Here is a 13,602-nt window from a genome sequence, read left to right as displayed (position 1 = left end):
TGTCAATCAATTGTCTTTCGTTCTTTCAGGCCCATGGCCGGTTAAATTATTTCCAGCTGCTGTCCTTGCGTATTAACCAGCAGTCATGATATTTCCCTTCATGCCACTCATGGTTTGGCATACATTTCACCTTTTTAAATCCGCATTTTTCATAAACATGGAGCGCTCTTTTATTTCGGACCTGCGGATCCATTACAATACTGTCTGCCTTATATTCCACAAATAAATACTCGGTCATTTCCCCGATAAGACGTGTGCCAATCCCCTTGTTCCAGTAAGCCGTTTCCCCGACAAATTGATCCATCCCAAATACACATTTTTTATCATTTACACCGTACATAAATTTCGTACCATTATCCACTTCATAATATTGAAGATAACCGATAGGCTCATGATCATATTCAATAATACATTTTGCTTCATTGTTTAGTTCTCTGAAGAATTTCTCCAGAACTCTCTTTTCATCAAAAGGATTGTCCCGTCCCTCGTAATACGACAGCACTTTAGGATCAGAAAGCCATTTTGCAAGAAGCGGTACGTCTTTTTTTGTTAAATAACGCACAGCCAGCTGGTCGTGTTTCCAAATAGGACCTTTATTGCTTTCCATCATCTTCCGTGCCCCCTATCTACTCTTTTACTCTGCTCAATTCTCTCAAAATGACTTGTACCCTAAAAAGTGAGGGTGGGTCATAACGAAAGCATTAAATAAGACCGGTTCATTTCCGCTTCAGGCGGCGCTTTCCGCGGGGCGGGGGTGAGCCACTTTGATGCTTCGCATCTTCAACGTCTCACCTTTCCCGCTGCATCCCGCAGGAGTCGCCACCTTCCGCTCCAATGAACCTTCGTTTTTAGAGGCTTTGTTGATAAAAAACAATGATCCTGCATAGATAGAAAGAATGCTCTCACGACGGTTTGTCATGAGAACATCAGTTAGTTAATCATTTTTCCCAACAAGAGAAGGATATCTTTTCATGAAAAGATCATAAATTGAACGCAGAGCTTCAACGTCCAGATCAATATTATTTTCATAGGCGTATTTCATGGCCTGCCCTAAAGAAAAAGTCATGGCGCCTGCTACTCCTGCTCCTGCAACAGAACCTACACCGGGAAATGTTTTGACAATTTGGCGGAAAACACTCTTGCCTACATTTCCAGCCACAGTAGCAATCGCAAGCTCCTTCGCTCGCTCTTTGGAGAGCGGTTTATCATATAATGTAGCGAGCTTAACCATTAATCCCACCTGAATGGCAGTGATTGGAATGATGTCAGAACCAGGCAGCGGAGACGCGCCCACCGTTGCTGCTGAACCGCTCGCAGCAAAAATCCATTTTTTTGCTGTCGACGATTTTGCTTTTATATTTTTTGCGAAGAGGATATCTTTTTTTTTCTTTTTTAACAGGTCAAGTAATTTGTTGCGAAGCTGATCCATGTTTTCCCCTGTTTTTGAGGAAATGGGAACAATCTGATGCTTATTTTTTGTATGTTTCTTTATATAATCTACCAGCGCCGGAATGTCTTCAGCAGCATCAATCTTATTTAACACGATGACGATATTTTTATTGATGCCTTCCAGTTCCTTCAGTGATTTTAATTCTCCATCTGATAAAACCGTACCTGCAGCATTTAAGAAAAATAACACCACATCGGCCTGTTTATAAAATTTTAAGGTCTCCCCAGAATGCTCCTTAATAATATCATCCAGTCCCGGTGTATCCACAAAAAATATCTTGCCGTTATATTGATATCGTTTAACATCTTTTGTTTCCCCAGGCTTTGCTCCAACCTCGGCTACGGTATCTCCAATGAGTTTGTTGATTGTGGAGGACTTTCCTGCATTGACATCCCCGATCATCGCAATCAATATTTCCTGATCAAGCTGCTGATTAACTTTTTTCATTTCCTCTTCATACCAGTGATCAAATTCTTTATAGTTTCCATGATTATTTTCTGTCAAAAGAATCAGCCCCGTTTCTACTGTTATTTATTTAATAACTTATTCCCACTATATCCTTTATTTAACTTAAGGTAAAATGATGTCCATTTACTCTGCAGGAAGTGTTGGCCCGGTCGTTTAACTCTATTATTTTCTTATTAAAAAAGCCCGCTGAACCGTTTCGGCAGCAGGCTTTTGGTATATATTTTACAAGTTCGATGTATTTTGCAATTCTTCAATAGCGCTTTTCAGGTTCTTTTTAATGGTCATGCCTTCAAACTTAATGCCAATTTCAACAACTGCCTGGGCAATTTCCGGACGCAGACCGGTTAATACCGTTTTTACGCCAATTAGCTTCAGTGAATCAATAACTTGTGATAATTCATTGGCGACCATGGTGTCCACCATTGGCACACCGGATAAATCAAATATTAACGTTGAAATTCTGAGCTCCAGACATTTATGAAGCGCCACTTCTTTTAGTATTTTTGCACGTTCATCGTCAAGTTCGCCAATCAAAGGTAATATTGCCACATCATCTGACAGTCCTACTACCGGCACGGAATATTCGATTACAGTATTTTGTGCTTTGCTGATATGCTGGCGGTAGTTTTCGACGTATTCAACACAGAATATTTGAGCAGCATGATCAATTAAAGGATCAATAATAAATGAAATATCGAGCATATTACGTGCAGACAACTCGAGCTCATCAATTTTTTCTGCTACTGCTTCCCATGTAACGACTCTCCAGGAGGTTAATGTCGTTATTGCATCATTTAGGGCAACGTCCCTTGCTACTGCTGTTTCGCCGGATGTTTTAGCCCATTGAGCCGCTTTTTCCCATACACCTTCATTCGACCCGGCTTTAATTGCTTCCCCTAAGTAATTAATAAACTCAGCCCGCCACTGATTTAATTCAATAACGTCCTCTTCTGAAAAAATTGACTTCACAAAACCTTTATCAATTCCTTCATTCATTTTTTCTGCGAGAGAAAAGCTGCTTTCTATTATAGCTGATCCAATTAATTCTTTAACATCCACTGTAATTTCCTCCCGATCTAAGTAAAACTAGTTTTCTTTTATTGATACAAGCGTCCGTGCTACTGCCTGTGCCAGGGTGGAAGTAATATTTCCTTCATCAAAAGAAATACCCAGCTGAATCGAGGTTTGAGCTATCTCAGGCCTTATACCTGAAATCGTTGTTTGTACGCCTATTAACTTTAACGCGGTCATAAGCTGAGATAATTGAAAAGCAACCATCGTATCAATAATCAATACTCCTGACAAATCCAAAAACAAATGGGTCACATGCTTTTCGGTGCACTGCTGGAGGGTGCTGTCCATAATAATCCTTGCTCTCTCAGTGTCGATATCTCCAATTAAGGGAAGAAGTGCGGCACCTTTATGCAATAAAATAACAGGAGAGCTCAATTCATAAATCATCTCTTTTTGAGCATCGATTTGACGTTCGGATGTTCGAAACGATTCTTCAACAAATAGGTTAACGGAATAGTCCATTGCTTTTATTAACCGGTCTCTCCATTGGTCCATTTTATCCACATTGACTTGTTCCTTGTAAATACACGAATATTTCTTTATATATGAGAGGTAAATATTTCGAACTCTCATAAACTCCCGGATTATTTTATAAATAGGAGTCCGCTGGTGTTCTTTATCTTCCGCAATTGATATAGCCCAGACTTTAACTTCTTTATAAAAGAAATCTTCTTCATGATTAAAAATGCGGTTTAATAAATAGTTAAATGTGAGGTTTTGTTTTTTCAGGGCCTCCACCACAGAAGGATCGACTGCAGCATAAACTGAATTTCCATCCGTTTCTTCTATCGTATCATACCACTCTTGACTTATTTTTTCTGAATTCTCTTGCAGGAAATGGTATAGTGATTGATCCTTATCCATTTCGGTCTCCTCCTAAAAATGCTGTATTTGCAATAATTGTTTGCACTTCTAATGTAAATTTTATCACGAAATGAATAAATTAGTATTAGCTGTATAAATAATATTTTTGAAGATAGACCTGTGATGATTTCTTCCTCAATTAATGAAGTTCCTAATCTATGTTTTACAATTTTACATAGACAAATTTGGGCATTTGAATCATACTATTCCGTAATACGAAACGATCAGGAAAGAGGATTCCAGTATGTTGCATAATCGAAATGTTTGGATATTATTAGTTGGCGAATTTGTTGCCGGCGTTGGTTTGTGGCTAGGAATAATTGGAAACCTGGAATTCATGCAGGAAAAAGTGCCCTCTGACTTTTTAAAAGCCGTTATACTGGCAGCCGGGCTTCTTGCAGGCGTCGCAATTGGACCGCTGGCTGGCCGTATTACAGATCAGCTAAAGAAAAAGTCAGTCATGCTTGCTTCCGGTTTTGTCCGGGCTTTTAGTGTTGTTTTCATGTTAATCGCCATTCAAACCGGCTCTGTATGGTGGATGATTATTTTTCTTATATTCATTCAGATGTCAGCAGCTTTCTACTTTCCAGCCCTCCAGGCAGCCATACCGCTAGTGGTGAAAGAAAAAGAGCTACTTCAATTAAATGGAATTCATATGAATGTCTCTACTCTTTCACGCGTTCTCGGAACTGCCGTTGCAGGAATATTGCTGACGATCATGCCGCTGTCTATGATGTATGTCATGTCACTCATCGCTTATGCCATTCTGTTTGGCGTAACCTGGCTTTTGCAAATTGACGAACAGACGGCAGAGCCACTGTCCAATTCTGCAAAAAAATTAAATAAAGGCTTTAAGGATGTTTTTCCGATCATTAAAGATCTGCCAATTGTTCTGATGACACTGGTTTTAACGTTTATCCCTCTATTATTTATAGGCGGTTTCAATTTGATGGTAATTAATATAAGTGAAATTCAAGACAGTTCTGCCATTAAAGGCTGGATATACACAGCAGAAGGACTGTCCTTTATGGCCGGCGCATTTTATATAAAAAAACTTGGTGATCGATTTTCTCCCTATTCAATTCTATTTACATTCTCGCTTATTATAGGCATATCACAGTTTCTGCTTTATTTTGCTGATATACCGTTTATGACGATTGTCGCATTTATCGTTTTTGGTTTTTCGGTCGGGTGTTTTTTCCCAACAGCGGCAACAATATTTCAGACCCGGGTGCCAAAAGAGTTTCACGGCCGATTCTTTTCGTTCCGTAACATGCTTGACCGCCTGATCTTTCAGATTGTACTTTTATTAACTGGATTTTTGCTTGATATGATCGGGCTGCAGCTAATGGTGGTCGTATTTGGATTTTTGTCCTTTATCATGACAGCTGTATTTTACTTTAAGTTTCGTCAATTGCGTAATGGCGATGTGCTGGAGAATACACCCGGAGGCCAAGTCGGCTAAAATATTTATTCTCATGGAACTTTTAGTGTTCAAAAACGTATTAATGGATAAGATAAAACATTGAGCAGTAATGCTGGCTAATGTTTACAGCATAAGGAGCTGGAAAGTAATGATTGCAAAAATTAAAAGAATGATTTACCGGGATGTAGGGAAAGTCGACCTTATTTTGGATAATAATCAATTGGAGCCCGGCGAAAGAATTAAGGGTGAGTTTCAATTAAAAGGTCCTAAAAGCAAAAAGAAGGTCTCACGATTAGAATGTGATTTAATGCAGGTTAATGAGGATAATGAGTCGGAAACGATGGTTGAGGTAGCAGCCACTATCTATATGTCAAAAGTAATTGATCATGAGAGTTACACAAAAATCCCATTTTCCTATTCATTACCTGAAAGCTTGCCGCAAACGAAATATCGTTTTCGAACGCGTTTGGTTTTTGACAAAAATGTGCAATGCACAGACCATGATGAAATAGAAATTGTAAAAGAATAAATGAAAACGGGACAAGGCCCAATTGGTGCTTGTCCCGTTTTTTAATATTGCAGTATGCTCAACTCAGTGCCCTGTTTTCAATGATGATCCGTTCCGGACAGGTATATACGTTCATGGATGTATCCCGGATAAATCCGACTGCGGTAATTTCAAGTTCTTGTGCGAGTTCGAGCGCACGTTCAGTTGGGGCTGACTTGGAAAGAACAACTTCGCATCCGATTTTTGCAACTTTAAGAAGGATTTCAGAAGAGAGCCTGCCGCTAAAAACGATTATTTTGTCTTTCACTGTTATGTTATTTTTCAAGCAATGCCCATAAATTTTATCCAGGGCATTATGCCTGCCAATATCCATTCTGCTCAGTACAGACCCTCTTGTCGAGCATAATGCTGCATTATGAACACCACCGGTCTCTTTAAAGGTGCTGGCGCCATTTTGCATTTCGCTCATTAAGCGGGTGCAATCTTCTGGAGTCAAACGGACATTTCTACCGGTCATCTGTTTAGCAGACATTGCATCACTGGCGAAAACAAAGCCCTGTCTGCTTCCCCCGCAGCAGGAGGTGAGATATCGTTTATTTTGGAGCCCTTCATAAAGAGGATTGATATGAGAGGTTTCAATGTGTACAAAGCCTTGTTTTCCATCGACTCGAATGCCATTTATATCCCCAAATCTTCGAATGATTCCTTCTGAGGCCAAATAGCCGATTGCCATATCTTCTATATACTCTGGCGTGCACACCATTGTAACAAATTCTTCGCCGTTTAATTTTATGGTAATGGCTTGTTCCGTCGCGATCCGATCATCGAACCACTCAGCTTCCCCATTTCCAATTCGAAGTACTTTTCTTGTTGTAGTTGTTAACTGCTCCACGGCCATTCTCCTTTTCAAGCAAACAGCCCAAGTGAAATGAACCACTTGAGCTTTGCTCCTTAACTTGCTGCCTTTGCTGAACTAGCATTATTGTTGCGTATTTTTTTGATGTTAATACGAATTAGCAATGACACTGCCAAAGCTACGACAAAAGCACCCGTAAAAATATACATTGTAAGCTGATAGCTGTTTGTCGCTTCTTCTATTCTGGTCACAACTGTTGGACCTACGAGCCCGGCGGCTGCCCAGGCTGTTAAAATATATCCATGTATTGCACCAAGCTGCTTCGTTCCAAACAAATCCCCAATATAAGCAGGAATCGATGCAAAGCCTCCTCCATAACAAGATAGGATAATAAAAATTAGAAGTTGAAATATAATCGCATTGGAAACGCTTGGCAGCAGAACAAATGCTGCTGCCTGCAGTGCAAAAAATGTTGTATACACATTAGGACGGCCAATGTAATCAGAAATTGAAGCCCAGCCTATCCGGCCAAAACCATTAAACAATCCCATGATTCCCACCATCAAAGCAGCTCCTCCAGCCGTCATGCCCGCCACATCCTGGGCCATCGGGGAGGCTACGGCAATTACAGCAATACCACAGGTAACATTTATAAAAAGCATAACCCATAATGCCCAAAACCGTACCGTTTTGACCGCTTCATTTGCAGTAAGCTGAGACAAATCGCCTGTTTTCTTATTCTTTGTTTTTTCGTCTAATTCCTTCTGTGTCATTCCTTTAGGAACAAAATCCTTTGGCGGAGCCGAAAGATAGAACGAAGAGCTGATCATTAGGACAAAATAAATAGCTCCCAATAATAAGAAAGTGTTCGCAATTCCCGTGCCGTTAATTAACGATTCTATGACAGGGCTGGCAATTAACGATGCAAAACCAAACCCCATTATAGCCAGTCCGGTTGCAAGTCCTCTTCGATCGGGAAACCATTTTACGAGCGAAGAAACGGGAGTTATGTAGCCAATACCCAGCCCCATTCCACCCAGGGCCCCATAGAAAAAATAAAGCAAGTACAAGCTTCCTATACTATCCGCGAAGCCTGCCCCAATCATCCCTGCTCCAAAACAAATACTTGCTACTATCCCTGATTTTTTTGGTCCGTGCTTTTCGACGAAATGCCCCATGAATGCAGCAGACAGCCCTAAGAATAAAATTGCAATACTAAATGTAAGGGCTACTTCACTCGATGACCAACCATGCTTTTCTGACAATGGATTAGAAAAAACACTCCATGAATAAACCGAACCAATGGAAATATGAATTCCTACTGCAGCTGCAGCAATAAGCCAACGGTTTTTTGTTTTAGCCATTCTCTTTCCCCTTTCCCCTTTCTAAGAAGCTGGATCTTTTTTAAAAATTTCTTATTTTTTCACAATCTCTTTGTTTTTAACTGCCATTGAAAGAGGAATGGAAAGAAGGGAAACACCTGCTGCTGCAAGCATCCAGCCTTTGCCGCCAGATTCAGCTTTTTTGTTACGCCTTCTCTTTTTCTTGCTGCTGTCTTCTTCAGGAATTCCGGTTGATTCTTCACCTTTAAATTCGCGCACTTTTCCTTCACGTTTACGTTCGTTCTCTTCATGCTTTTGTTCTTCCGGTGTTTTGGTTGTCCGCTCAAGTTCATCCTGTTTTTCACCGATTCCTTTTAAGAAGGTAACTCCCACTGCCATGGCCCGTTTTACATCCGGATCATTCAGAGAACGAAGAAGGGTAAAGTATCCGCCCTTCTCCTCATGTTCCTCCAGCTCGGCTACACGGGCAATCCCGGTATTTATTTTGAGGATGATCGGTTCGAGCTGCTGAACATTAATCGTACCGAGTGTTCCGAGCATCAGCAGAAGATTTTTTAATGTGTTCGCTGTTTCAGGAGTATCAGCCGTTTTAACGAGGATATCCATTACCTTATCGCCTCGGGCAAATAATGCGGAGACGATGTCCAGGACTCCGCGGTCTTTCATATGCTGAAGAATTTCAAATACTTCTTTTACTATCTCTTTGTTAGCCAGAAGCATGTTTTCAATGCTTTCTAACTCCTCTCTCCGAATGTCTTCTTCACTTCGTTCAAGCCGATGAATTACTTTAGTCGCTTTAGCCACGATAGCTCGACTCCTTCTTGATCTTCACCAGGTCACCGGGGAAGATGTAGTCTTCACGCTTCCACTTTTCCTGAACCTGAACACCAATCTGTGGCTGAGGATTGCCGTTTCGATGGTTGGTTCTGGGCAGTGGACTGTCGCCTTTTTGGCGCAGGATTTCAAGCTTTGCATTAATTTCTTTATATGCAGGCGTATCCGTATCCTTATCGGCATAGCTGCTTGTGAGATAGTTAATCGCGCCTTCTCCCGAGTCGTTCATCGGAAGGTAAACTTCCTTCCCTTTCACCCGGTCTGTCACCAGACACTCCACCTTCACCTGGCCATAAGGAGAGGTTAAACGAACAAGGGTGCCATCCTCCAGACCTCTTTCTTTTGCAAGCTGAGGAGAGACCTCTAAAAAGTTTTTAGGTGTTTTGGAAGTGATGCCCTTTGACCTGTATGTCATATTCCCCTCATGAAAATGCTCCAGCAGACGGCCGTTGTTTACATGAAGATCGTATTCTTTTTCATATTGAAGCGGTTCTGTCCAATCAACAGGGAAAAGTCGTGCCCTGCCGTCAGGGAATGGAAATTCATCGACAAACAGCAGCGGTGAGTCCTTTCCATCCGGCGCCACAGGCCATTGCAGACTGTTGTAACCTTCTAACCGCTCGTAGGTTACGCCGGAGTAAATAGGTGAGAGCGATGCCGCCTCTTCCATAATTTCACTTGGGTGAGCATAATTCCAGTTTGCACCTAGACGGTTGGCAATTTCCTGAATGATTTTCCAGTCAGGCTTCGAATCACCCTTCGGTTCAAGCGCCTGGTAAAGACGCTGAATGCGGCGTTCTGTATTCGTAAACGTTCCTTCTTTTTCTAAGCTTGGACTCGCTGGAAGAACTACATCTGCAAATTCAGCGGTTTTGGATAAGAAAATATCCTGTACAACGAAAAACTCAAGCTTCTCAAATGCTTCATGTACATAGTTAAGGTTTGAATCCACAAGACCCATGTCTTCCCCTTTTAAATACATCATTTTAAGATTTCCATCATGGATGGCAGCGATCATTTCGTGGTTATTCAGTCCTGCTTCTGCCGGCAGGTCGACACCCCACTTTTTCTCATATTTAGAACGAACAGCATCATTATCAACTTTTTCATAGCCAGGGAATCGATCCGGCATACTCCCAAAATCACTCGCTCCCTGTACATTGTTATGACCGCGAAGAGGATAGCTTCCAGCGCCGGGCTTGCCATAGTTCCCAGTTATCAGCAATAAATTTGATATGGCTGTACTTGTATCACTTCCACCCACATGCTGTGTAACTCCCATTGCCCATAGTACGGATACTGTATTAACATTTACGATTTGTTCCGCCATGGAAACTAAAATATCTTTTTCAATCCCAGTCACCTGAGACGCGTAATCAATCGTGTATTTTTCAAGGCTTGCTGTGTATTCCTGAAAACCATTTACACGGTTTTCAAGAAATGTTTTGTCAGCCCATCCCTGGTCAACAATGTATTTTGTAATTGCGGACAGCCAGACAATATCCGTTCCTGGTTTTGGCTGTATAAACAAGTCTGCACGGTCTGCCATTTCATGTTTACGCAAATCGGCAACAATGAGCTTTTGGCCTTTCAGCTTATGACTCCGTTTCACACGGGTCGCTAAAACAGGATGTGACTCTGAGGTGTTTGACCCCACAATCAATACCAGCTCAGCTTTTTCAATATCCGTTATGGAGCCTGAATCTCCGCCATGTCCGACTGTTCGAAAAAGACCTACTGTAGCAGGCGTTTGGCAATAACGGGAGCAATTATCGACATTGTTGGTGCCAATTACGGCACGTGCCAGCTTCTGCATTACATAGGATTCTTCGTTTGTACACTTGGAAGAGCTGATAAATGCCATCGAATCAGGTCCGTATTGCTTTTTAGCATGGGAGAATTTTGATGTAATAAGCTCAAGTGCCTCTTCCCACTCAGCTTCACGGAACGCATCCCCTTCACGGATAAGCGGTTTTGTAATACGCTCCTCACTGTTGACAAAGTCCCATCCGAATTTTCCTTTTACACAGGTTGAAATGCCGTTGGCCGGTGCTTCTGCCTGCGGTTCAACCTTGAGGATTTTCCGGTCCTTCGTCCAGATATCAAAGCTGCATCCAACACCGCAATATGTACAAACGGTTTTTGTTTTTTTAATCCGTTCATCCCTCATAGCAGATTCCATATCAGAGATTGCCAGAATTGAACCGTAGCCCGTTTCCACATTTTTTGTTATTTCAATCATTGGACGGAGGGTCTTTTTGGCGATTCCAGTTAAAAAGCCCGCTTCCCCTTCCATGCCTTTTTCCATCATGGCATTGCAGGGACAAACGGTAGAACAGTGACCGCAGGATACGCAGGAGGATTCATTGATTTTTGAATTTTTATCCCAAATAACACGGGGTTTCTGCAGGCTCCAATCGATCGTCAGTGTTTCGGTTACCTGCACGTCCTGACATGCTTCTACGCAGCGGCCGCAAAGAATGCACTGATCGGGATCATAGCGATAGAAGGGATTGGAATCGTCGACCTCATAGGGCTTGTCTTCAAACGGCATGCTTTGATGGTTGATTTTCATCTCTTTTACAGTGTTATGTATTTCACAGCTGCCGTTATTGTAATCACATACTGTACAATATAATTCATGATTTTTTAAGAGCCTGTCCATCCCGATAATCTGGGCTTCTTTCACATCCTGGTGAAGGGTATCCACTACATCTCCCGGGCTGAGGTTGGTAGAACAGGATCGCACAAATTCTCCATTCACCTGAACAATACATGTATCACAGGTCTCAATTGGCCCAAGACTTGGGTGATAACAAACCTGAGGCACTTCAATGGAGTGGTCAGTTAGCGCCTGTAAGACCGTTTGAGACCCGTCTACATTTAACTCGTTGCCATTTATGTTTATCCGTATTCTATCTTGCACGGCCATCTCTCCTCGTATTTTGTCAATAGTATGAAAATTACCTCTATTGTTTCACGCTACCCTTTTCTTTTTCCTTCAAAACACAGCGCTTCCAATTACTTGTACAATTCGACATTTTTTAAGTCAACACTTGCGGATTTATTTATTGATCTCGGAAACAATATGACCAATCTCAGGGAGGATTAATTTCCTCATCGCAAGCTTCACAGCTCCCGTTGATCCCGGCATCGCAAAAATGACCGTTTCTCCGGCAGTCCCTGCAGCTGCTCTGGAGAGAATGGCTGCTGAACCGATATCTTCTGTAAAACTCAGATAACGGAATAGCTCGCCAAATCCAACAATTTCTTTTTCAAATAAGGTCTGCACGGCTTCAATCGTCACATCTCTTTTTGAAAATCCCGTGCCTCCATTTATCAGAACTGCATCAATATCCGGATCCTGCAGCCCGGATTGAACCGCACGTTTAATGATAAGATTTTCATCCGGCACGATCTCATAGTGCTCAACCACATGACCTTCTCCTGTTAATAAATCCTTTATTAATTTCCCGCTCTTATCTGTATCTTCATTCCTTGTGTCACTAACCGTAAGCACCTTGCAGCGGACTGTGTGAGCCGATTTTTTTCTATGGTCTTCCAGCATTAGAAAGCACTCCTTTTCCCAATTATGTTTCTTGCAGGCTTTGTTGAACCGGGGCTAGCTATGAACAACTAACAAAGCTTTTTTAAAAAGAAAAACCGCCCTGTACAGCAGGAGAATTCGTTTCCTTTGCACAAGACGGGTTGCATCTTTAGATTCCTGAAAAGCGTAACAATTGAATGTTATCCGCCAATATAAGACATCTCTATCTTTTTCCTGTTTTTTGCAGTTTCTTCCGTTCTTTCGTCCGAGTACCGATCACGCCTTTTATTCCACAGGACAGCCATTTTATCCCGCACTTCATCGATGGAAGATGAGGCCCTCATAAATGATTTTAAGTCAAATCCCTCTGCAGCAAATAAACAGGTATACAACTTTCCATCTGCTGAAATGCGGGCACGTGTGCAAGTAGAGCAAAACGAATCTGATACAGAAGAAATGACGCCTACCTCTGCTGAAGTACCGGTATAAAGATATCTGCTCGCCACTTCACCATAATAAGCTCCATCAAGCGGTTCAACGGTAAAATGTTCATTCAGCATGCGAATTATTTCTTCCTTGGTTACAACAGATGACAGTTTCCAGCCATTTGTACTTCCTACATCCATAAATTCTATAAACCGCAGCGTAATTCCACGCTCTTTAAAATAAGCTGCCATAGGAATAATCTGATCATCATTTACCCCTTTTTGAACCACCATATTAATTTTCACTTCGAGCCCGGCGTCGAGAGCTGCTTGAATTCCTTTTAATACTGGTTTAGTGCTCACATTTCTCCCGTTCATCTTCTTAAATACCGCTTCATCTATAGCATCCATGCTGACATTTACACGCTGAAGCCCTGCTTCTTTTAGCTTTTCAGCATATTTTGGAAGCATCATGGCGTTTGTTGTAAGTGCAATATCCTTGATTGCTGGTATGGACATCAGTTTTTCAATCAGCAAATGCAGGTCTTTTCGGAGCAGCGGCTCGCCTCCAGTAAGGCGGACTTTTTCTACACCCAAATCTCCCATGGCTTTTATCAGCTGATAGATTTCTTCAAATGTTAAATATTCTTCCTGTGGCAAAAAAGTAAAATCAGGACCAAATATCTCTGCTGGCATGCAATAGGAGCATCGGAAATTGCATTGATCCGTCACTGAAATTCTTATGTCCCGTAGAGGACGAGCGAATTGATCTTTTATCGGATCCATCGTCTGACTCCTTTCATCATT

At 41.7% G+C, this 13,602-nt stretch carries 11 protein-coding genes and 1 pseudogene; 2 read left to right on the top strand and 10 right to left on the bottom strand.

From position 1 onward, the window contains the following. Window positions 1–46: 46 nt before the first annotated feature. The 4 genes from E2R51_RS13700 to E2R51_RS13685 all read right to left on the bottom strand — a co-directional run bounded on the left by E2R51_RS13700 (window position 47) and on the right by E2R51_RS13685 (window position 3,856). Entirely contained in the window at window positions 47–610 is a 564-nt protein-coding gene (locus E2R51_RS13700; protein ID WP_240733083.1) for a GNAT family N-acetyltransferase, read from the bottom strand. A 324-nt stretch (window positions 611–934) separates the two neighbouring features. Next, window positions 935–1,954, bottom strand: a complete 1,020-nt coding sequence (locus E2R51_RS13695; protein WP_306462122.1) for a GTPase — start codon at window positions 1,952–1,954, stop codon at window positions 935–937. A 186-nt stretch (window positions 1,955–2,140) separates the two neighbouring features. After that, the gene (locus E2R51_RS13690; protein ID WP_133377648.1) at window positions 2,141–2,977 is read right to left on the bottom strand and encodes an STAS domain-containing protein; all 837 of its coding nucleotides are present in this window, start codon (window positions 2,975–2,977) and stop codon (window positions 2,141–2,143) included. Between the two features lie 27 nt (window positions 2,978–3,004). Further along, entirely contained in the window at window positions 3,005–3,856 is an 852-nt protein-coding gene (locus tag E2R51_RS13685; RefSeq protein WP_133377647.1) for an STAS domain-containing protein, read from the bottom strand. A gap of 244 nt (window positions 3,857–4,100) precedes the next feature. On the opposite strand from E2R51_RS13685, the gene E2R51_RS13680 reads away from it, so the two are divergent. Together E2R51_RS13680 and E2R51_RS13675 are read left to right on the top strand one after the other, a co-directional pair. Next, window positions 4,101–5,321, top strand: coding sequence for an MFS transporter (locus E2R51_RS13680; RefSeq protein ID WP_133377646.1), 1,221 nt, complete (start codon window positions 4,101–4,103; stop codon window positions 5,319–5,321). A 109-nt stretch (window positions 5,322–5,430) separates the two neighbouring features. Next, window positions 5,431–5,811 (top strand): sporulation protein, encoded by a 381-nt coding sequence (locus tag E2R51_RS13675; RefSeq protein ID WP_165967229.1) that lies wholly within the window; start codon window positions 5,431–5,433, stop codon window positions 5,809–5,811. 58 nt (window positions 5,812–5,869) lie between these two features. Here E2R51_RS13675 and fdhD read toward each other — a convergent pair whose 3' ends face one another. The 6 genes and pseudogenes from fdhD to moaA form a co-directional block, all read right to left on the bottom strand. Beyond that, on the bottom strand, window positions 5,870–6,682 hold the full coding sequence (gene fdhD / locus E2R51_RS13670; protein ID WP_483299939.1) for a formate dehydrogenase accessory sulfurtransferase FdhD: 813 nt from the start codon (window positions 6,680–6,682) through the stop codon (window positions 5,870–5,872). Between the two features lie 59 nt (window positions 6,683–6,741). Then, window positions 6,742–8,010, bottom strand: a complete 1,269-nt coding sequence (locus E2R51_RS13665; protein WP_133377644.1) for an L-lactate MFS transporter — start codon at window positions 8,008–8,010, stop codon at window positions 6,742–6,744. A gap of 228 nt (window positions 8,011–8,238) precedes the next feature. Next, window positions 8,239–8,793 (bottom strand): annotated as a pseudogene (locus E2R51_RS13660) (helical membrane plugin domain-containing protein); the annotation flags it as partial. After that, window positions 8,786–11,755: a formate dehydrogenase subunit alpha gene (gene fdhF / locus E2R51_RS13655; protein ID WP_483299938.1), complete on the bottom strand. Its 2,970-nt coding sequence runs from the start codon at window positions 11,753–11,755 to the stop codon at window positions 8,786–8,788. The gene fdhF and the pseudogene E2R51_RS13660, both read right to left, overlap by 8 nt. A gap of 132 nt (window positions 11,756–11,887) precedes the next feature. Beyond that, a complete protein-coding gene (locus E2R51_RS13650) occupies window positions 11,888–12,391 on the bottom strand; it encodes a MogA/MoaB family molybdenum cofactor biosynthesis protein (RefSeq protein WP_133377641.1) in 504 nt (167 codons plus the stop codon). Between the two features lie 179 nt (window positions 12,392–12,570). Further along, window positions 12,571–13,581, bottom strand: a complete 1,011-nt coding sequence (moaA, locus tag E2R51_RS13645; RefSeq protein ID WP_240733082.1) for a GTP 3',8-cyclase MoaA — start codon at window positions 13,579–13,581, stop codon at window positions 12,571–12,573. Window positions 13,582–13,602 lie beyond the last annotated feature (21 nt).

The organism is Jeotgalibacillus sp. S-D1, from assembly GCF_004358665.1.
GTDB lineage: Bacteria > Bacillota > Bacilli > Bacillales > Jeotgalibacillaceae > Jeotgalibacillus.
The sequence above is the reverse complement of the archived record's forward strand: the minus strand, read 5'-3'. Positions and strand labels throughout refer to the sequence as shown.

Excerpts from the sequence above, each read along its gene's own strand:
- fdhF (WP_483299938.1), bottom strand. The coding sequence starts at position 11,755 with ATGGCCGTGCAAGATAGAATACGGATAAACATAAATGGCAACGAGTTA.
- E2R51_RS13665 (WP_133377644.1), bottom strand. The coding sequence starts at position 8,010 with ATGGCTAAAACAAAAAACCGTTGGCTTATTGCTGCAGCTGCAGTAGGA.
- E2R51_RS13675 (WP_165967229.1), top strand. The coding sequence starts at position 5,431 with ATGATTGCAAAAATTAAAAGAATGATTTACCGGGATGTAGGGAAAGTC.
- moaA (WP_240733082.1), bottom strand. The coding sequence starts at position 13,581 with ATGGATCCGATAAAAGATCAATTCGCTCGTCCTCTACGGGACATAAGA.
- E2R51_RS13680 (WP_133377646.1), top strand. The coding sequence starts at position 4,101 with ATGTTGCATAATCGAAATGTTTGGATATTATTAGTTGGCGAATTTGTT.
- E2R51_RS13685 (WP_133377647.1), bottom strand. The coding sequence starts at position 3,856 with ATGGATAAGGATCAATCACTATACCATTTCCTGCAAGAGAATTCAGAA.
- E2R51_RS13650 (WP_133377641.1), bottom strand. The coding sequence starts at position 12,391 with ATGCTGGAAGACCATAGAAAAAAATCGGCTCACACAGTCCGCTGCAAG.
- E2R51_RS13700 (WP_240733083.1), bottom strand. The coding sequence starts at position 610 with ATGATGGAAAGCAATAAAGGTCCTATTTGGAAACACGACCAGCTGGCT.